General features: G+C 27.5%; 20 protein-coding genes. 17 read left to right on the top strand and 3 right to left on the bottom strand.

Annotation, left to right across the window (positions count from 1 at the left end; all coding sequences use genetic code 11):
• Positions 1-13: 13 nt before the first annotated feature.
• Together JNUCC81_RS12845 and JNUCC81_RS12840 are read right to left on the bottom strand one after the other, a co-directional pair.
• Positions 14-286, bottom strand: coding sequence for a hypothetical protein (locus JNUCC81_RS12845; protein ID WP_454093845.1), 273 nt, complete (start codon positions 284-286; stop codon positions 14-16).
• A 62-nt stretch (positions 287-348) separates the two neighbouring features.
• Positions 349-894 carry a hypothetical protein gene (locus JNUCC81_RS12840; RefSeq protein ID WP_454093844.1) on the bottom strand — a complete coding sequence of 182 codons (546 nt, stop codon included), beginning with the start codon at positions 892-894 and terminating at the stop codon, positions 349-351.
• Positions 895-1,083: 189 nt separating this feature from the next.
• On the opposite strand from JNUCC81_RS12840, the gene JNUCC81_RS12835 reads away from it, so the two are divergent.
• Positions 1,084-1,689, top strand: a complete 606-nt coding sequence (locus tag JNUCC81_RS12835; protein ID WP_454093843.1) for an acetate uptake transporter — start codon at positions 1,084-1,086, stop codon at positions 1,687-1,689.
• 73 nt (positions 1,690-1,762) lie between these two features.
• Here the strand turns inward: JNUCC81_RS12835 and JNUCC81_RS12830 are convergent, their stop codons facing one another.
• Positions 1,763-2,347 carry a DUF3793 family protein gene (locus JNUCC81_RS12830; RefSeq protein WP_454093842.1) on the bottom strand — a complete coding sequence of 195 codons (585 nt, stop codon included), beginning with the start codon at positions 2,345-2,347 and terminating at the stop codon, positions 1,763-1,765.
• A gap of 187 nt (positions 2,348-2,534) precedes the next feature.
• Here JNUCC81_RS12830 and JNUCC81_RS12825 point away from each other — a divergent pair, with 187 nt between their 5' ends.
• From JNUCC81_RS12825 to JNUCC81_RS12750, 16 genes are all read left to right on the top strand, one after another.
• Positions 2,535-3,131: a hypothetical protein gene (locus JNUCC81_RS12825; protein ID WP_454093841.1), complete on the top strand. Its 597-nt coding sequence runs from the start codon at positions 2,535-2,537 to the stop codon at positions 3,129-3,131.
• A gap of 78 nt (positions 3,132-3,209) precedes the next feature.
• On the top strand, positions 3,210-3,827 hold the full coding sequence (locus JNUCC81_RS12820; RefSeq protein WP_454093840.1) for a hypothetical protein: 618 nt from the start codon (positions 3,210-3,212) through the stop codon (positions 3,825-3,827).
• 323 nt (positions 3,828-4,150) lie between these two features.
• On the top strand, positions 4,151-6,940 hold the full coding sequence (locus JNUCC81_RS12815; RefSeq protein ID WP_454093839.1) for an ATP-binding protein: 2,790 nt from the start codon (positions 4,151-4,153) through the stop codon (positions 6,938-6,940).
• Positions 6,941-7,242: 302 nt separating this feature from the next.
• Positions 7,243-8,634 (top strand): oxaloacetate decarboxylase subunit alpha, encoded by a 1,392-nt coding sequence (locus JNUCC81_RS12810; protein ID WP_454093838.1) that lies wholly within the window; start codon positions 7,243-7,245, stop codon positions 8,632-8,634.
• A gap of 17 nt (positions 8,635-8,651) precedes the next feature.
• Entirely contained in the window at positions 8,652-8,951 is a 300-nt protein-coding gene (locus JNUCC81_RS12805; RefSeq protein ID WP_454093837.1) for an OadG family transporter subunit, read from the top strand.
• A gap of 41 nt (positions 8,952-8,992) precedes the next feature.
• Positions 8,993-9,343 (top strand): biotin/lipoyl-containing protein, encoded by a 351-nt coding sequence (locus JNUCC81_RS12800; RefSeq protein WP_454093836.1) that lies wholly within the window; start codon positions 8,993-8,995, stop codon positions 9,341-9,343.
• A gap of 29 nt (positions 9,344-9,372) precedes the next feature.
• A complete protein-coding gene (locus JNUCC81_RS12795; protein WP_454093835.1) occupies positions 9,373-10,503 on the top strand; it encodes a sodium ion-translocating decarboxylase subunit beta in 1,131 nt (376 codons plus the stop codon).
• A gap of 177 nt (positions 10,504-10,680) precedes the next feature.
• The gene (locus JNUCC81_RS12790) at positions 10,681-11,745 is read left to right on the top strand and encodes an AbrB family transcriptional regulator (RefSeq protein WP_454093834.1); all 1,065 of its coding nucleotides are present in this window, start codon (positions 10,681-10,683) and stop codon (positions 11,743-11,745) included.
• Between the two features lie 22 nt (positions 11,746-11,767).
• Positions 11,768-12,406, top strand: a complete 639-nt coding sequence (locus tag JNUCC81_RS12785) for a DNA-3-methyladenine glycosylase (RefSeq protein ID WP_454093833.1) — start codon at positions 11,768-11,770, stop codon at positions 12,404-12,406.
• Between the two features lie 45 nt (positions 12,407-12,451).
• Complete coding sequence (gene proC, locus JNUCC81_RS12780; RefSeq protein ID WP_454093832.1) at positions 12,452-13,249, top strand: pyrroline-5-carboxylate reductase; 798 nt, start codon at positions 12,452-12,454, stop codon at positions 13,247-13,249.
• A gap of 187 nt (positions 13,250-13,436) precedes the next feature.
• Positions 13,437-15,587 (top strand): formate dehydrogenase subunit alpha, encoded by a 2,151-nt coding sequence (gene fdhF, locus JNUCC81_RS12775; RefSeq protein ID WP_454093831.1) that lies wholly within the window; start codon positions 13,437-13,439, stop codon positions 15,585-15,587.
• Complete coding sequence (gene fdhD, locus JNUCC81_RS12770) at positions 15,584-16,297, top strand: formate dehydrogenase accessory sulfurtransferase FdhD (RefSeq protein ID WP_454093830.1); 714 nt, start codon at positions 15,584-15,586, stop codon at positions 16,295-16,297. Before fdhF ends, fdhD begins: the two co-directional genes overlap by 4 nt.
• A 30-nt stretch (positions 16,298-16,327) precedes the next feature.
• On the top strand, positions 16,328-16,879 hold the full coding sequence (locus JNUCC81_RS12765; RefSeq protein WP_454093829.1) for a 4Fe-4S dicluster domain-containing protein: 552 nt from the start codon (positions 16,328-16,330) through the stop codon (positions 16,877-16,879).
• Positions 16,880-16,897: 18 nt separating this feature from the next.
• On the top strand, positions 16,898-18,274 hold the full coding sequence (locus JNUCC81_RS12760; protein WP_454093828.1) for a [FeFe] hydrogenase, group A: 1,377 nt from the start codon (positions 16,898-16,900) through the stop codon (positions 18,272-18,274).
• On the top strand, positions 18,274-18,801 hold the full coding sequence (locus JNUCC81_RS12755; RefSeq protein ID WP_454093827.1) for a 4Fe-4S dicluster domain-containing protein: 528 nt from the start codon (positions 18,274-18,276) through the stop codon (positions 18,799-18,801). The genes JNUCC81_RS12760 and JNUCC81_RS12755 overlap by 1 nt, the downstream gene beginning before the upstream one ends.
• A gap of 185 nt (positions 18,802-18,986) precedes the next feature.
• Positions 18,987-19,772 carry an ABC transporter ATP-binding protein gene (locus tag JNUCC81_RS12750; RefSeq protein ID WP_454093826.1) on the top strand — a complete coding sequence of 262 codons (786 nt, stop codon included), beginning with the start codon at positions 18,987-18,989 and terminating at the stop codon, positions 19,770-19,772.
• Position 19,773 lies beyond the last annotated feature (1 nt).

Genomic DNA, 19,773 nt, shown 5'->3' with positions numbered 1-19,773 from the left:
CTTTTTTATTTTGTTATTTTAATTCAATTATAGAAGCTTTTGTTTGAGGTGGTATGCTCATAGTCATTGCATTAGAGTGATAAGCAAGTACTGTATCTCTAATATTTAAATTTGCTATAGAAATTTCATTACATTCTGAGTCTAAAATTAAAGTTTTAGGTGATACAACTAAAGTAATATAAGTATAAATGTTATTAATATTTTTACCTATAGTTATAAAAGTGGTTTCATTATCTATTTTTCGTATATCGACTATATAACCGCACGCATAGCTTACATATTTCATAATCTCATCTCCTTTATTTAAATTTATTTATTAATGGTACTTTTTAGATATGAAATCAAATTTCAAGGTAGATTAGGTGCACTATTTTGAGTTAAACATTCAACTCTAGTAATTAAGCTTACATCGATTAAAGTATATTCAGGAATAGAGCTATTTCTTATTCTATATCCTTTAATATTATTATTTCTCTCATCTATATCAGTAACTAAAAATGGAAAGTTTGTGGTATTTTTACATTGGCCTCCCTCTAAGTTTGTACATTGTGTTATTCTTACAAATCCCCTACAGTTTCTAATTATGTCAAAAATATAAGATTTATCTGGAGTTTGGCCCTCACCCATGCATTGAACATTTAATATTTGGCTATTTTTTAATATAATATCTTCAACAGGCTCTCTATTTATTAAAATTACACCCTCTACCATTTCACAAGGTCTATTTATTTTAGTTACTCTCATTGTTATTGTTTTGGTATTTACACACTGTTTATTTAATGTTAAAGAACAATAAGTAATTCGAAGTGTCTTACTTTTACATTTATCAATAATATCGTATAAGTCACTGGTAGTTACAGCTTTAATACTGGGCCCTGAAGCTTGAAAATTCATATTTCTTCCTCCTTATATTTTATAGTAGTACTTATATATAAGCTATGGATGTATATAAATATATGTTCCAGATGATTGCTATAAAAATTTATAAATAAACAAATAATAAATATATAAAAAATTTTTATTGCAAAAAATAAACAAAAATGTATAATATTATTATATATAAAATTATAGCAGGAGGAAAAAATGAGCGAAAATAAAGTTAAGATAGTTGTAGCTGACCCATCGGCGCTAGGACTTTTCGGATTAGCAATTATAACACTTGTAGCATCATCTCAAAAATTAGGGTTAACATCAGGAGTATCATTAATAATACCATGGGCAATCTTTTTAGGTGCTTCAGCTCAGTTAATGGCATGTATAAATGACTTTAAACACAATAATACTTTTGGAGCAACAGCATTTGGAGCGTATGCATTTTTCTGGTTTGCTGTTGGATTCACATGGTTAATACAAAACGGAGTATTCGGAGCAGAGCTTGCTTCAAGTATTGATACAAAGCAATTAGGATTTGCATATTTAGGATACTTAATATTCACATTATTTATGACTATAGGAGCAATGGAAACTCACAAGGTATTATTTGCAATATTTGTATTTATAGACTTTTTATTTATAGGATTAACATTAATGTCATTTAACATAATTCCAGAATTAGCACATCAAATTGCAGCTTATTCTGAATTATTAATAGCAATATTTTCATTTTATGGATGTGGTGCATCTGTTTTAAATACTCACTTTGGAAAAGTATTTTTACCAGTTGGAAAACCATTTGGAATCTTTAAATAGTAATTACTAAAAATTTTAATTATATAAAAGCCCTTATAGAAATTCTATAAGGGCTTTTTTATTAAATTAAGTATTAAAATGACGAAATTATATCCTCAACGCTTTGAGAACTAAGCATAGTTCTAATTTTTTTTCTATGATCTAAAAACTTATAATACAAATCTTCAGATGGCTTTGGATCTCCATAAATTTTCCAATATTTTGTATTATAAAATTGATAGTTTCCATATCCCATAAACCCTATAACGTCTTTAAGCGGATACCCCAAAAATATTCCTATTTCATCAGGAAAAATATCCCCTTTTAATTTACTAATTAAATGAGAAAGAGCGGACTCTACATTAAAATCTACAGGATAACCTAAAAACTTTAAGAGATTTTTAATTTTAATATTATTTAATTGATTAGTTAAAGATTCTTTATTTATAAATAGGATTTTATATCCTTTTTTTTCTTTATTAATAACGACAATATCTATTTTTTTACAATTATTAAAATGGCTATAAATATCATCTAATTTACTCTCTTTAGCTTTATCAAATGTTGGAATTGTAACTATTTCACAGGGCTTAGAACCCATAAGTACAGGACCTAACAACTCTAGAAGCCATTTTGTATAGGATGAATTCATCTTATTTTCACAAGAATAACAGTTCATAATTAAATCTCCTTAATTAAGAATGATAATAAATAAAAAATACCATTTAACAAATGATAACCTTTTTTAATGACAAATATTCATAAAATTATTAATTATTTTAATTTAAAAATTTTATAAATAATTTTATGAAATTTACAAATAATAATATTGGAAAATAAAGTTTTAAATGAAAGGAGTAACAATTATGAAACGTATATTACTATTAGGTCTTTTTATACTTTTCATCTTTAATATTTCAGGATGCACACCACAGCCTAAAAAAACAGAGGAGCCAACTACACAACCAAATAAAATAGATGAGAATATAGATAAACAAAAATCACCAATGAGTAAAGTAGAATATAAAGAGAATCTAGTTAAAAGTTATGAAAAATACATAAAACCATTAGATTTAAAAAATTATGATGACTTAGAAGATATGTTAGCTAAAAAAGGTGAAATAGATCACGAAAAATTTCTAAATGATTTAGAAGAATCATTAAATGACAGCAAAATAAATATAAAAGCTTTTGAAGAATCTATTATAGGATTAGAAATAGATGATGATAAGTTAAAAAAACTAAATGATAAATTAGTAGAAGAATGCAAGGTATTAATGGATGATATAAAAGTTAAAGAAACAGAAATAGCTAAAATAGATGAAAATATTTTAAAAAAACCAACTAAAGAGTTAATACAATATTTAAAGACTAATTTAGATGACGATATAACAGAAAAAAATAAATTTGATGAAACTTTAGATCAAATAGAAGATATATTAGGTATAAATTTAGAAAGTTAGACCAAGATATTAATGAATAATTGATATGATACATATCAAATAAAAATAAATTAACAAAATAAACCTAGGAGGAAGAATATGAAAGGCAAAAAATTAATAACAGTAGGTATAGCAATAGCAATATCATTAGGAGCGGTGGCGTGTACTAAGAAAACACCAGCACCAACACCAACACCAGCACCATCAGAACAAAAGAATGTACCTGCAGGAGAAGACTATACAGCTAGCTACTCTAAACATTATAACGAATATATGACAGGATTGGCTGATTATAGTATGTATAAGAATACAGAAAGTGTAAATGAATACTATAAGACAAATAAATATCCAGGAAATGAAAAATATGTATCAGATTTAAAAGCTGCATATAAAGATAGTAGAGATAAAGTTAAATCATTTGTAGATTCTCTAAAAAAAGATGGAAAAACAGAAGATGAAAAATTAAAGAAAATGAATGAAGATTTAATAGCAGAGGGAGAAAAGACAATAGCTAATTTAGATGAAAGAATTAAGAAATTAGATGAGCTTCCAAAAGATATAATGAATAAGAGTCAAGATGAGTTTATATCAGCAGTTGATGAAGCTACAAGAATAAAAGACAAAACTGAAAATGGATTTAACAAAATGATAGAAGACATGAATAAGGCATTAGGATTTAAGCCTAATACTACTAATAATACAAACAAACAAAAATAATATATTATAAATAAAATGCCTCATAAATATAATTTTTTATTGAGGTATTTTATTTTTCATATATATTTTAAAATTAATTTAAATTAAAATATTTTGAAAAAATAGAAGTATTATCAAAAGCATTAACTAGCCAGGAAGTAAAATAATTTATAGAAAAACAATATAAAGGAAGTATAATTTTGTCATTTTAGTTTAATAAAAAGGAGTAGCTATTAGCTGCTCCTTTTTATTATAAAAAAGTTTATGTAAATTCATAAAACGACAAATTTTTTTTGAAATTAATGTTAATATATTTATATAAAATATAAAAAGTGGGGAATTTTATGAATGCAAGTTGTGCTGATATAAAAGAAGATAGTAATGATTTAAAAAGATTAATTAAAGATTGTAGAGGATATATAATAATTAACATCATGTTTACTATTATTGGAATAATAAATATTGATCTTTACTCTACATTTATAAATATAGTAAGAATAAGTTTATTATGGATATTTATATATACAATAGGCCATAATATAGTTTTAGAAAATCAGAAATTTTTTAATATAATGAATATAAGTAGTATAGTATTAGTTATTTTAGCGGGGTTAAGTGCTGTTAAAGTAGAAGAAAATGTATTTCAATTTTTTATATTAAATTTTATCATAATAAACCTAACTAACTTTATATATATTAGACATAATGAAAAAAAAATAACAAAAAAATACAGTCTAATAATGTTTTATATAATTTTAGCATTTATATATAGTATGTGTATATTGCATATAAATAGAATGTTAACTAATAATTTATTTATGTTCATTAACCTTAGCATAGCCATTTATAATGCAGTATTATCTCAAACAAAAGAAAGTAAAAATATGAATCATTATGAAATGATAAAAAACTTATCACTCATATCTTTACTTGGTAATATATTAGGTGTTTTATATGTTGTATATATTTTTAAATACAGTTTAACTCATATATACTTACTTAAAGGAGTTATATATCTTATTTTATTTAATTATACATATTATGGATATCAATATTGTATAAAAAATATAATAAAAAATCCATATTGTGAGTTGTTAAATACAAACAAAGAACTTGATAATAAATCAAAGCAATTAAATAAAATAAATGTTGCAATTAAAAATGAAATTGAAATTTGTAATAAAATAAAAAAATATATAAACCAAAGAAATGAATTATTAAATCAATCTTTAGATGCTATGCCGAATATATGGATAATTACAGATTATGAATTTAATATATTATATACAAATAATAAATATAAAAATATTTTTAATGATGATATAGAAAACTTTTTTGATTTAATAATAAACGTAAAAGATTATAAACAAGTAAGAGAAGATATTATAATTAACAAAAATAAAGAATGCATAGCAGACAAAATTATTTATTTGGATGAAGATATTTATACTTTAAATATAAATAATAATTTATTAGATAATACTTACTTAATTTGTTTAAATAATATTACAAAAGAAATCAAATTAGAGCAAGAACTTAAAGACATAAAAGAAGAGTATGAATATATAATTGAGAATATACCATGCGCTATAATGATTAGAACTTCTAGTAATTTAATAGAAAATATTGATATTTTAGGAATAAATAAAAGCTTCTCAAAGCTATTTGGATATAGTAAAGAGGATATAGAAGGTATGAATTTATTAGATTATTATAAAACATTTAATATCGAATTTTTAGATAACAAACATTATAATAAATTAAATTTAACAATTGAGGAAAAAATTAAAAATATACAAGAAAATGCAAAAGACTATAATCTTATAACGATGGTTATGGAAGATAGAGAGTGCACAAATAGGAACATAGAAATAACTGTAGATGATTACATAGATGATGATAGTAATCATAAAATATTAATTTTAAAAGATATGACTGAGGAAATAAATACATATAAAGGTGTAAATAGACAAAATCAAATTTATAGACAAGTTTTAAACTCTGTACCAGAAGGTATAATAATTGAATCAGCAAGTGATGAAAAAATAATTTATACTAATAAAAAGTTTAGAGAGATATTTGGTATAAGAGGAGATAGGAAAACAATAGAAAAACTATCAACTAAATATAGAGATAGGCTATACACTAAGTTTTTATATAATCTACATGTTGGAGAAAAGGATAAAAGTATATATATAGTTAATGAAGACAAAAAAATAAAAGAAATAAAGATATCAACTAAAACTTGGTATATGGGAGAAGAAAGATTTAAAGTAAAATTAATTGAGGATTTAGGTCAGCAAAGAGAAGCTGAAAGAATAAAGGAAATACTAATAAGGCAGAGAGAATATGATCAATTGAAAATGGAATTTTATGCCAATATGTCTCATGAATTAAAAACTCCATTAAATAATATATATAGCTCAACTCAATTAGTAGAAAACTTATATAATAAAAATAAAGTCAAAGATGGACATAATGAAATAACAAATCATGTAAAGATTATAAAGCAAAATATGCTTAGGCTGGTAAGACTTATTGATAATATTATAAACATATCACAAGTAAAGTCTGAAATTTACAAGATAAAATCTGTAAACTTTGATATTGTGTATTTAATTGAAGAAATAGTAAGTTCTGTACAACCATATGCAAGTGCAAAAAATCTAAATTTAATATTTGATACTAATGAAGAAATACTGTTAGTCGGATTAGATCCTGAGACTATTGAAAGAATAGTATTAAACTTATTATCTAATGCTATTAAGTTTACAAAATCTGAAGGAGAAATATTAGTTGCAGTGTATAAAGTAGAAAATAAAGTACAAATAATGGTTAAAGATAATGGCGTAGGGATTGATGAAGAAAAACTTACAGATATATTTGGAAGATTTAAACAAATAGAAGATGGAGGAGTATCAAATGAGTTTGGTAGTGGAATAGGGCTATATTTATCAAAGTCATTAGTAGAAGTTCAAGATGGAAGTATTGATATAAAAAGTAGGCTAAATGAAGGTACAGAGATTACAGTTGAGTTCCCTATTAAAAAAGTAAAGGAAGAAGAAGAAACAATTGTTGAATACAGTAATAATATAGAAAAATTTAAAATAGAATTTTTTGATATTTACAAATAACCACCTATATAAAAAGTACTATAAATAATTTATAGTACTTTTTAGCGTGAGAAATTTTTAGAAGAAATAAAAAACATAAAAAAACATAAAAATATATTAAAAAAATAAGGAAAACGTTATATAATAATCTTAAATAAAGAAGTTAAGTAAAAATATACAAATAGGTTAATATTTTAGGAGTATAAGAGATTATCATTTAAAAAGTTAATAAAAAATTAAAATTTAGTATTTTAGTGAATTATTAATTTTAGGCAATAACACATTTAGCTTAAGAAAATTTTAGGGGGGAGTGTAATATTAAAATGAATCAGCTTAAAATAACTGAAACGGCTTTAAGAGATGGACATCAATCCTTAATAGCAACTAGGTTGAAAACTGATGAAATAATACCAATATTAGAGACTATGGATCAAGTGGGGTATCATTCTTTAGAGGTATGGGGAGGAGCTACATTTGATGCATGTATAAGATTTTTAGACGAAGATCCTTGGGAAAGATTAAGAAAGATAAAATCAAAAGTAAAAAATACAAAGCTTCAAATGCTTTTAAGAGGTCAGAATTTACTTGGATACAGAAACTATGCAGATGATACTGTAGATAGATTTATAGAATTATCTATAAAAAATGGTATAGATATAATAAGAGTTTTTGATGCATTAAATGATGTAAGAAATATTGAAGCATCAATGAAAGCAATAAAGAAATATAAAGGTCATTGTCAGTGCGCAATATCCTATACAACTAGTGAAGTACATACTACAGATTATTATTTGGAATTAGTTAAGACTATGGAAAATATGGGAGCAGACTCAATTTGTATAAAAGATATGGCGGGAGTATTAACTCCATACAATGCTTACAACTTAGTAAAAAAAATTAAAGAAATAACTATACTTCCTATTCAGCTTCATACACATTGTACAAGTGGAATAGCAGATATGATATATATGAAGGCTGTTGAAGCGGGCGTAGATATAATAGACACCGCTATATCTCCATTTAGTGGAGGAACGAGTCAACCACCAACAGAATCTTTAGCAGTAACATTCTCGGAAATGGAAAGAAATCCAAATTTAGATATGGAAAAGCTTTTGAAAACAGCAGAATACTTTAAGCCCATAAGAGACAAATATATGAAAGAAAATATATTAAATCCTAAAGTGTTATTAACGGAACCACAAGCACTTAAATATCAAGTACCTGGAGGAATGTTATCAAATTTATTATCACAGCTAAAGCAGCAAAATGCTGAAGATAAATATGAAGAAGTTTTAAAAGAAGTTCCTAGAGTAAGAAAAGACTTAGGTTATCCACCGCTTGTAACACCAATGAGCCAAATGGTTGGGACTCAAGCATTATTTAATGTACTAAGCGGAGAGAGATATAAGTTAGTACCAAAAGAGATAAAAGATTATGTAAGAGGACAATATGGAAAGGCTCCAGCACCTATAAGTGAAGATATAAGAAAAAAAATAATAGGGGATGAAGAAGTTATAACTATAAGACCGGCAGATTTATTAAAATCAGAATTTGAAAATATGAAAAAAGAAATTGGAGATTTGGCAAAATGCGATGAGGATGTTTTAGCATATGCTTTATTTCCACAAGTAGCACCAAAGTTTTTAGAAAACAAGTATGGTAAAAAATATAATAAGGTTGAAGATGAAATTTCATATATAACAGTAACTATGTAGAGATAGGGGATTGAGGTATGGGAAATGAAGTGAATTTATTAGAGGGAGTATATATAAGTTTATCAAGTATGAGTTTGGTATTTATAATTTTATTAATAATTTCATTGGTATTAGGTAGCTTTAAACATATTTTTAAGGAAAATAATAATAAGAAAGATTTAGCATCTGAGTCTAATAGCCAAAGTAACAAAGAATTAGCGCTAACAGATGAAGAGGATGAAGAAAAAGTAGTTGTAGCTTTGGCTGCATCTATAATAGCAGGTAAAGGAAAAGTAAACCCAAATCTTCATATAAAAAGTATTACAAGAATTAAGTAATAACGTATAAATTTAAGGTTTATAAAAAGGGGGATATTAGGATGAATGCTAAAACATATCATATAAAATTAAATGGAAAAGTATATGAGGTTGAAATAGAGGAAGTAAAAGAGAAAGATAATAATAGAGATGATGTAAAGGAAACAAAAATAAATTCAAAGACAATAGAAAATAGAGATGGAGAAATGATTAATGCTCCAATGCCTGGAACAATATTAAATGTACTTGTTAAAGAAGGCGAGAATATTAAAAAAGGCCAAGTTGTAGCAATACTTGAAGCTATGAAAATGGAAAATGAGATAGTATCTTCAGTTGATGGAAAAGTGATGTGTATAAATGTTAGTAAAGGTCAAAATGTAAACCTTGGTGATAATTTATTACAAATAATATAACTTAAGCTAACTGAAGGAGGAATTTTAAAGTGGGTAATATATTAGTTGATTTTTTTACAGAATCAGGGTTTGCAATGATTACATATAAAGAAATTATTATGATAGCAATAGCTTGTATATTTTTATATTTAGCTATAAAAAAGGGATACGAACCATATTTATTAATACCTATATCAGTAGGGATGTTGTTAGTTAATATGCCTGGCGTAGATCTTATGAAAGCACCAACTGATAATCAAGTAGGGGGACTACTTTATTATTTATATCAGGGGGTTAAGCTTGGAATATATCCACCACTTATATTTTTATGTATAGGAGCAAGTACAGACTTTGGACCAATGATTGCAAATCCAAAGACGATATTACTAGGAGCGGCGGCTCAGTTTGGTATATTCTTTGCTTTTTTAGGTGCAATACTTCTAGGATTTAGCGGGTTTGAAGCGGCGTCAATAGGTATAATAGGTGGAGCTGATGGTCCAACAGCTATACAACTGGCCTCTAAGCTAGCTCCACATTTACTAGGAACTATAGCTCTAGCTGCTTATTCATATATGGCGTTGGTTCCAGTTATACAACCACCGATAATAAGAGCTTTAACAACAGAGAAAGAGCGTAGTGTAAAAATGGAGCAATTAAGACCAGTATCTAAGACTGAAAAAATAATATTCCCTATAGTAGTAATGATAATAGTTATAGGATTACTACCTACTGCAGCTCCGTTAATTGGCATGCTTATGTTTGGAAATTTATTAAAAGAATCAGGTGTTGTACCAAAATTAGTTGAGACAGCACAAAATTCCCTTTTATATATAATAACAATAATGCTTGGTATTACAGTTGGGGCAACGGCAAATGCAGAAACTTTTTTAACAGTGCAGACATTAGGTATAACTGCAATGGGTTTACTTGCTTTTTCCGTTGGAACAGCATCAGGAGTTTTAGGCGGAAAGTTAATGTATAAGTTAACTAAAGGGAAGGTGAACCCAATGATAGGTGCAGCGGGAGTATCAGCAGTACCTATGGCTGCAAGAGTTGTCCAAAAAGTTGGACAAGAAGAAAATCCTTCAAACTTTTTGCTTATGCATGCTATGGGTCCAAATGTAGCAGGAGTCATAGGCTCAGCAGTAGTTGCAGGTATATTGCTTAAATTCTTTGGATAATTAAATAAACACAAAATAAACACTTATAAATATAAAAGTTATGCTATTATATTAGTAAAATAGAAAATATAAGGTATAATTTAAGTTAGGATATTTATAAAATATATATAACAAAGGCATGGAATTATTCCATGTCTTTTTATATATAATGACTTTATTCAAGGGGGCATATAGGGTATGATTTTATATTTTTTTACTACAATTTTGGTAGGTGTTATAGGGGCCTTTATAGCAAAAAAATTAAAAGTACCAGCCGGAGCTATGGTTGGTTCTATGATATTTGTTGGAATATTTAATGTAATTACAGGTGCAGCATATGTAGAAAACTCAACTCGATTTTTTGTACAGGTTATAGCTGGAGCATTTATAGGGATAGATATGGATAAAGAAAAATTAATGGAAATAAAAAATTTAATAAAACCAGCAATAGTAATGATAATTGGACTTTTAATACTTAATATCCTAGTAGGTATATTTGTTTATAAAACTACATCTCTAGATTTATTATCATCTTTATTTGCTGCAGTACCAGGTGGTATGGCAGATATGTCTATAATAAGCTCAGAAATGGGAGCAGATACTTCCATGGTAGCAGTATTTCAATTAGCACGGCTGATATCAGTTATAAGTATATTTCCAACTCTTATAAAGCAAGTTCAAAAAAGAATAATTTGTGATAATGGAGATCAAATTGATATTGCTTCTACTATAGAATTAAATATAGATAAAAAGGATTGTAAATATAGTAACAAAAACAAAGATATTATACTTACTTTAATAATTGCAATCATATTTGGAATTATAGGAAAAGTGACTAAAATACCAGCAGGAACTATGATATTTTCATTAATAGGAGTGGCAGGATTAAAAATTTACAGTAATAAAGGATACATATACCCAATAATAAAGCAAGGAGCACAGGTAGTAGCGGGAGCATTTATAGGGAGTAGTATAACTATAGATGTTGTATATAGTTTAAAATCATTTATAATCCCTATAATTTGTATGATAATAGCTTATACTATTATGTGTGGACTTATTGGCTTTATAATAAGTAAATGGTTTGATATAGATATTATAACGGCGATGTTTTGTTGTACACCAGCAGGAGCATCAGATATGGCATTAATTGCAAGTGAACTAGGAACTAATGGAGCAGATATAGCATTACTTCAAGTAACGAGACTTGTAAGTGTAATAGTAATATTTCCAAGTATTATTAGGGTTATAATAAGTTTGTAAAAAATTATAAGGAGTGCTAAATGTGGATATCGATTTTTTTAGAAAAGATGGAATAAGTGTAGCTAAGAATATACTAGGAAAATACTTAATAAGAGAATATGATAATAAAAAAATAGTAACAAAAATAGTAGAAACAGAAGGATATATGGGAATAAATGATAAAGCTGCTCATGTATATCAAGATAAAAAAACAGATAGAACAAAACCTCTATATTTAGATGGTGGACATATATATGTTTATTTAATTTATGGAATGTATTATTGTTTAAATCTATCCGCGAATGTAGAAAATATCCCAGAATGTGTTTTAATAAGAGCAGTAGAGCCTATAAATGGTTTTGAAGACATAGCTTATAATAGATTTGGTAAAAGTTATGAAAATTTAAGTAATTATCAAAAGAAAAATATTACTAATGGACCGGGAAAACTTTGCATGGCATTAAATATTAATAAGGAATTAAATTCTAGGAGTATTTTAGACAGCGGGTTATATATAAGCGATTTTTATTATGATGGAAATAAAAAAATATATAGTGATAATGAGTTTGAAATAGAGACTAGTAAACGTATAAATATAGATTATGCTGAGGAAGCTAAGGATTATTTATGGAGATTTTATATAAAAAATAATAAATATGTCTCTATAAATAAGGTAAAGTAGATTATAATTAGAGTTAAAATATTAATGAACTAAAGGAGATAAGACATGAAAATAGGATTTATAGGTGCTGGTAATATGGCTAGTGCTATGATAGGTGGTATAATTAAATCAAATCTTGTGAATTCAAAAGATATTATAGCGTCTGCAAAAAGTGATAAGACTCTAGACAAAATAAGTAAAGAATTCGATATAAACGTAAGCAAAGATTCAAGAGAAGTTGCTAAAACTTCAAATATAATAATAATAGCTGTAAAGCCAAACATATATGATTTAGTATTAAATCAAATAAATGATTTAATAGATGATAGTAAAATAATAGTAACTATAGCAGCTGGAAAAAGTATAAGAAGCATAGAAAATATAATAGGAAATGATAAAAAGATAGTAATGACTATGCCAAATACTCCAGCTCTAGTAAATGAAGGAATGAGTGCAATATGTCCAAATAAAAATATAAATGAAGAAGATTTAAAAAAAGTAAAAAATATATTTAATTCTTTCGGGAAGAGTGAAGTTGTAGAAGAGTATTTAATAGATGCTGTAATAGGTGCTAGTGGATCTTCTCCTGCCTATGTATTTATGCTTATAGAAGCTATGGCTGATGCCTGTGTAATAAATGGTATGCCAAGAGATAAAGCGTACAAGTTCTGTGCTCAAGGTGTTTTAGGTGCGGCTAAGATGGTTTTAGAAACAAATATGCATCCAGGTCAGCTAAAAGATATGGTTTGTTCTCCAGGAGGAACTACAATAGAGGCAGTAAAAGTGTTAGAAGAAGAAGGTATGAGAGCATCTGTAATAAAAGCAATTGGTGCATGTGTTGATAAATCTAAGAAGATGAAATAAAAATGAATTACTTAAAATGGATAGGAATATATTAAACAGATAGAGTATATTTGTGTTACAATTTAAAATATACATAATAAAATATAGCATTCAAAGAGTATGGCAAATTTAAATCATAAGAATTTGTCATACTCTTTTTAGTTTTAAGTTAAGGTTTATAGTAAAAAGTATATTGGGAGGAAGTTAAATGGAGAAAAAGGTTTTAACAGTCTGTCCATACTGTGGAGCAGGATGTCAACTTTATTTAGTAGTAAAAGATGATAAGATAATTAAAGCGGAACCTGCTAATGGTAGAACTAACGAAGAAAATTTATGCTTAAAAGGTTACTATGGGTGGGATTTTTTAAATGATCCGCAAATATTAACATCAAGACTTAAAAAACCTATGATAAGGAAAAATGGAATTTTAGAAAATGTAGAATGGGATGAAGCTATAAGTTATACTGCAAATAAATTAAATAAAATAAAAGCAAAATATGGACCAGATTCCATTATGGGAACTGGTTCTGCAAGAGGACCAGGGAATGAAGCTAACTATATAATGCAAAAATTTATGAGAGCTACAATAGGAACTAATAATATAGACCACTGTGCTCGTGTATGACATGCACCATCAGTAGCCGGTCTGGCTTACTCATTAGGTAATGGAGCGATGTCTAATTCTATACCAGAAATAGAAAATTCAGATGTACTTTTTATATTTGGGTACAATGGAGCAGATTCACATCCGATAGTAGCAAGAAGAATCGTCAGAGCAAAAGAAAAAGGAGCTAAAATAATAGTAACAGATCCAAGGGTAACTGAATCAGCAAGGATTGCTGATATGCATTTACCTATAAAAGGTGGGACTAATATGATTTTAGTAAATGCCTTTGGAAATGTATTAATAGAAGAAGAACTGTATGATAAAGAATTTGTCAAAGAACATACCCAAGGATTTGAAGAATATAAAGAAATCGTCAAAATATACACACCAGAATATGCTGAAAAATTCACAGGAGTTAAAGCAAACTTAATAAGAAGAGCAATGAGGGAATACGCAAAAGGTAAAAATGCAATGATACTTTATGGAATGGGAGTTACTCAATTTTCACAAGCAGTAGATGTTGTAAAAGGATTGGCGTCACTGGCTCTTTTAACTGGAAACTTTGGAAGAGAAAGCGTTGGAATCGGACCAGTTCGTGGTCAAAATAATGTTCAAGGAACTTGTGATATGGGAGTACTTCCTAATGTATATCCAGGATATCAAAATGTGGAAGACGAGAAGATAAGAGAAAAATTTGAAAAAGCATGGGAAGTAAGCTTATCATCTAAAAATGGTTATAGTTTGACTCAAGTACCGGATTTAGTTTTAAAAGATAAAAAGCTAAAAGCATATTATATATTTGGAGAAGATCCAGTACAAAGTGATCCAGATGCAAATGAAGTTAGAGAAACCTTAGATGAATTAGAGTTCGTTATTGTTCAAGATATATTTATGAATAAAACAGCACTTCATGCAGATGTAGTATTACCGTCCACTTCATGGGGAGAACATGAAGGTGTTTATACTTGTGCAGATAGAGGGTTTCAATTAATGAGAAAAGCAATAGAACCAAAAGGCGATGTAAAAACAGATTGGCAGATAATTTGTGAAATATCAACAGCCATGGGATATAAAATGGAATATAACAATACTAAAGAAATATGGGATGAAATGAGAAATCTATGTCCGATTTTCTATGGCGTTACATATGAAAAAATGGAGAAACTAGGATCTGTTCAATGGCCTTGTGAAAATGAAGATATGAATGATGTAGGAACTAAGTACTTATATGAAGGTGAAATATTCTCAACTTCAAATGGTAAAGGTAATTTATTTGCTACAGAATGGAGACCTCCATTTGAAATGGAAGATGAAGAATATCCTTTTAGTTTATGTACTGTAAGAGAGGTTGGACATTATTCAGTTAGAACAATGACAGGAAATTGTAGAGCATTAAGAAGTCTTGAAGATGAACCGGGTTATCTTCAAATAAGTGTTGAAGATGCAGAAAAATTAGATATAAAAGAAAATGAATTAATAAGAGTAAGTTCAAGAAGAGGTAGTGTAATAACTAGGGCTTTAGTAACTGATAGAGTTAAAAAGGGAGCTACCTATATGACTTATCAATGGTGGATAGGGGCTTGTAATGAACTTACCATTGCTAAGCTAGATCCTGTTTCTAAAACACCAGAGTATAAGTACTGTGCTGTTAAAGTTGAAAAAATTGAAAATCAACAGTGGGCAGAAAACTATATTAAAGATGAGTATAAAAAAATAAGAGAAAGTATGATGATTAAGAAGGAAAATATATGATAAATTCAACTTTAAAAGTTCCAATAACAAAATTTGAAGATTTTAAAATGAATAATTTAGATGAAGATATTGTAGTGGAATACCCTCTAAAAATTACTTTAAATAATGTGGATATAGGAACATTGTTATGTACTCCATACAATCTTTATGAACTTGTAGTTGGCTTTATCAAAAATAAAGGATATATAGATAAATTTAAAGATTTAGATGTTTTGAAAATAGATAAAGAAAATAGAGTTGCTATAGTAAATACCAATAATAAAAGAATAAATATTAAAGATTTAAGTACTTCAAAATCAGATATTAGTATTAACATAGAAAGTATCTATAAAATTATGGAGAGGAATTTAACTTACTCAAGTTTATTTAAAGATACTGGAGGTGTTCATAGTGTATCTATATTCGATGATAATAAAGAAATTATAATATGTGAAGATGTTGCAAGGCATAATGCAATGGATAAGGCTATAGGTTATTGTATTATTAATGATATATCTTTAGAGGATAAGATAGTTGTAGTTAGTGGTAGAATTTCTCAGGAAATGATGTTAAAAGCTGTTAATAATAATATACCTATAGTTGTATCTAAATCAGCTCCAACTAATTTATCGATAGAACTTGCAAAAAAACTAAATATAACTCTTATCGGGTTTGTAAGAGGAAAAAGAATGAATATTTATGCAAATGATCATAGAGTTATAATTAAATAAACTTAATTTAAGTTTAAAAGGTGGGGGAATATGGAAAAATGTATATCTTCATTTGTAGTAGCAGACTACAGTAAATGTATAGGTTGTAGAGCTTGTGAGGTAGCTTGTTTTGTTTCTCATAATAAAAATAATAATATAGGGTTTACAGTTGGAACTGTTGAAGTACCCATTATACCAAGGTTATATTTAGTCAAGGATAAACATTCATGTATTCCAATACAGTGTAGACATTGTGAAGATGCACCATGTTTAAATAGCTGTATAAATGGAGCTATTAAAAAAGAAAACAACATAATGTTTATAGACGAAGACTTATGTGTAGGGTGTAAAACTTGTATGTTGGCATGCCCTATAGGGGCAATAGACCTACAATCTCAATATAAAGAAGGAAAAAAGGTAGAACAAATAAATTTAGATGATGGAAAAAAAATAGCATATAAATGTGACTTATGCAGAGATAGCGAAAAAATAGCATGTATAAATGCATGTCCTAATAAAGCCTTAAAGTTAATTGATCCAATAGATGATAAAAAACAGAAAAATAAAAAAGCTGCAATAAGTTTATTAATGACTAAAAACTAAAGGGATATGGGGGATTTTATGATAGTTAATATAGATGAAGAGGTATGTACAGGATGTAAACAATGCTCTAAAGTCTGTCCGGTAGATGCAATTTATGGAGAAGAAGGCTTACCTCAAAGAATAGATACTAATAAATGTGTTATATGTGGTCAGTGTATTCAAATTTGTAAATCATATGCTTCTATTATAGATGAAGGATATGAGTTTTTAGACAACAAACTAAAAGAAAGAAAAGTTCCAGTTAGTTTAAAAGAACCATTATTTGCAGCTTTTAATACTTGCGATATAGAAAAAGTTAAAGAAGCTTTAAAAGATCCAGAAATTTTTACAGTAGTTCAATGTGCACCGGCAGTGAGAGTAGCTTTAGGTGAAGATTTTGGTTACGATTTAGGAGTTTTAACGCCAGAAAAAATGGCCGCAGCACTTAGAAAATTAAATTTTGATAGAGTTTATGACACGAACTTTGCAGCAGACTTAACTATAATGGAAGAAGGCAGTGAGCTTATAAAAAGAGTAAGTGAAAATAAAAATTTACCTATGTTTACTTCTTGCTGTCCTGCCTGGGTTAAATTTATGGAAGATAATTACCCACATTTAATCCATCACTTATCTTCTTGTAAATCACCACAGCAAATGGGTGGAACTGTATTTAAAACTTACGGTTCAAAACTAAATAAAATAGAGCCATCAAAAATATATAGTGTGTCTATAATGCCATGTACATGCAAAAAGTATGAGTGCGATAGAGAAGAAATGAATTCAAGTGGATATAAGGATGTGGATGTTGTTTTAACAACAAGAGAGTTAGCTTATTTAATAAAAGAAATGAATATAGATTTTAAAAATATTATAGAAGGCAAATTTGATGATATATTAGGAAATTATACGGGAGCTGCTACAATATTTGGAGTGACTGGTGGCGTTATGGAAGCTGCTATTAGAACTGGTTATGAGTTAATAACAAAAGAAAGTATACCTAAAATAGATATTTTAGAATTAAGAGGAGACAGTGAAATTAGAAAGTCCACTATAAAAGTTGGAGATTTAAACTTAAGAGTTGGAGTTATTAGTGGGCTTAAGAATGTAGTATCAATTTTAAAAGATTTAGAGGATGGAAATTTGAATTTGGATTTTATAGAGGTTATGACCTGTCCTGCTGGATGTGTAAGTGGAGGTGGTCAGCCAAAGTTATTATTAGAAGAATACAGAGATATTGCATATTCAAATAGAGCAAAATCAATTTATAATCATGATAGTAACTTAGATATTAGGAAATCCCATGAAAATCCTGCAATAAAACAAATATATAAAGATTACTTAGGTGAACCACTAGGAGAAAAGTCACATAAGCTGTTACACACAAAGTATTGTATGGGAAGGGAAGTGACTAATTAATGAATTCTTTTGTAATAGCAGATCCAAATAAGTGTATAGGATGTAGAACTTGCATGATAGCTTGTGTAGTTGCTCATAATAACGAAAATATATTTGAAAAAAATATAGATGAAATAAATTTTAATCCTAAATTAGATGTTATAAAAACTAATAAAGTAAGTGCTCCTGTACAATGTAGACATTGTGAGGATGCGGTTTGTGTAAATGTATGCCCAAATGGATGTATAGTTAAAGTTAAAGATACAATAAAAATTTTAGAAGAAAAATGTGTAGGGTGTAAAACTTGTATGATTGCTTGTCCCATAGGTGCAATAGATTTAGCAAACTTAAAAGAAATTGATGAAAATAAGTTATGCTTCAAAGAAAAAATGGTAGCTAATAAGTGTGACTTATGTGTTGAAAGTGAAGATGGACCTCAATGTGTTAAAGTATGTCCAACACAAGCATTTAAAATAATTAAAAAAGAGGATTTAGATATTTCTGTAAAAAATAAAAGAAAATCAGCATCTAGTCGTATGAATTTTTAAATATAAAATATAAATAAAAAATATCAGATATTGAGTTAAATAACTTTATCCGATATTTTTTATGCTAAAAATTTTAATAAAAAGTAAAGAAAGTACAAGAAAATGGTTAAGAATTTGAAACTAATAGATATGGATATTTATGTTATAATAATATCAAATGATTAATAGCTTTATTGGGAGGTAAAATGAGTAATTCAGAAAAAATAATAGAAATAAAAGACCTTAAAATGACTTATGGCGATAAAGAGGTCTTAAAGGAAATAAATTTAGATATATATAAGGGGAATATAATAGGATATATCGGTTCAAATGGTGCAGGGAAAAGTACAACAATAAAAATACTTTTAGGTTTAGTAAAAGGTTATAGTGGAGAAGTATCTATATTTGGGAAAAACATCGAAAATGAAGATAACAATTATAAAGAAAAAATAGGATATGTGCCAGAAATAGCAAAAGTATACGAAAGCTTAACAGCAAGAGAATATCTTACATTTACGGGGCAAATATATGGACTTGATTATGAAGAATGTGATAAGAAAGCTTTAAAACTTATGGAAGTTTTAGGTATAGAAGAAGCATATAACTCAAGACTATCTTCTTTTTCAAAGGGAATGAAGCAAAAGGTTGTAATAATATCAGCTTTAATTCATAACCCAGATATATTATTTTTAGATGAGCCACTAAGTGGACTGGATGCAAACAGTGTTCTTCTCATAAAAGAGATACTACAAAAATTAAAGGACGATGGTAAGACTATTTTTTATTCATCTCATATAATGGAAGTCGTTGAAAAGCTTAGTGATAGAATAATTCTTTTAAATGAAGGAAATATAGTGGCGGATGGTAACTTTGAAGAAATAAAAAATTGTAATTTTGAAGGTTCTCTAGAAGAAATATTTAATAATCTTACAGGATTTGATGAACATAGTGAACTTGCAGATAAATTTGTAGATATTTTAAAAGGAGAGTAGA

This window comes from Faecalimicrobium sp. JNUCC 81, from assembly GCF_053667625.1.
This window is presented reverse-complemented; position numbering and strand designations above follow the sequence as displayed.

What these genes read in the sequence shown, in the direction of transcription:
- JNUCC81_RS12765 (WP_454093829.1), top strand. Translation starts at nt 16,328, where the DNA reads ATGGAAAAATGTATATCTTCATTTGTAGTAGCAGACTACAGTAAATGT.
- JNUCC81_RS12760 (WP_454093828.1), top strand. Translation starts at nt 16,898, where the DNA reads ATGATAGTTAATATAGATGAAGAGGTATGTACAGGATGTAAACAATGC.
- fdhD (WP_454093830.1), top strand. Translation starts at nt 15,584, where the DNA reads ATGATAAATTCAACTTTAAAAGTTCCAATAACAAAATTTGAAGATTTT.
- JNUCC81_RS12805 (WP_454093837.1), top strand. Translation starts at nt 8,652, where the DNA reads ATGGGAAATGAAGTGAATTTATTAGAGGGAGTATATATAAGTTTATCA.
- JNUCC81_RS12755 (WP_454093827.1), top strand. Translation starts at nt 18,274, where the DNA reads ATGAATTCTTTTGTAATAGCAGATCCAAATAAGTGTATAGGATGTAGA.
- JNUCC81_RS12820 (WP_454093840.1), top strand. Translation starts at nt 3,210, where the DNA reads ATGAAAGGCAAAAAATTAATAACAGTAGGTATAGCAATAGCAATATCA.
- JNUCC81_RS12830 (WP_454093842.1), bottom strand. Translation starts at nt 2,347, where the DNA reads ATGAACTGTTATTCTTGTGAAAATAAGATGAATTCATCCTATACAAAA.
- JNUCC81_RS12790 (WP_454093834.1), top strand. Translation starts at nt 10,681, where the DNA reads ATGATTTTATATTTTTTTACTACAATTTTGGTAGGTGTTATAGGGGCC.
- JNUCC81_RS12815 (WP_454093839.1), top strand. Translation starts at nt 4,151, where the DNA reads ATGAATGCAAGTTGTGCTGATATAAAAGAAGATAGTAATGATTTAAAA.
- JNUCC81_RS12800 (WP_454093836.1), top strand. Translation starts at nt 8,993, where the DNA reads ATGAATGCTAAAACATATCATATAAAATTAAATGGAAAAGTATATGAG.
- JNUCC81_RS12835 (WP_454093843.1), top strand. Translation starts at nt 1,084, where the DNA reads ATGAGCGAAAATAAAGTTAAGATAGTTGTAGCTGACCCATCGGCGCTA.
- JNUCC81_RS12810 (WP_454093838.1), top strand. Translation starts at nt 7,243, where the DNA reads ATGAATCAGCTTAAAATAACTGAAACGGCTTTAAGAGATGGACATCAA.
- JNUCC81_RS12750 (WP_454093826.1), top strand. Translation starts at nt 18,987, where the DNA reads ATGAGTAATTCAGAAAAAATAATAGAAATAAAAGACCTTAAAATGACT.
- JNUCC81_RS12840 (WP_454093844.1), bottom strand. Translation starts at nt 894, where the DNA reads ATGAATTTTCAAGCTTCAGGGCCCAGTATTAAAGCTGTAACTACCAGT.
- JNUCC81_RS12825 (WP_454093841.1), top strand. Translation starts at nt 2,535, where the DNA reads ATGAAACGTATATTACTATTAGGTCTTTTTATACTTTTCATCTTTAAT.
- proC (WP_454093832.1), top strand. Translation starts at nt 12,452, where the DNA reads ATGAAAATAGGATTTATAGGTGCTGGTAATATGGCTAGTGCTATGATA.
- JNUCC81_RS12845 (WP_454093845.1), bottom strand. Translation starts at nt 286, where the DNA reads ATGAAATATGTAAGCTATGCGTGCGGTTATATAGTCGATATACGAAAA.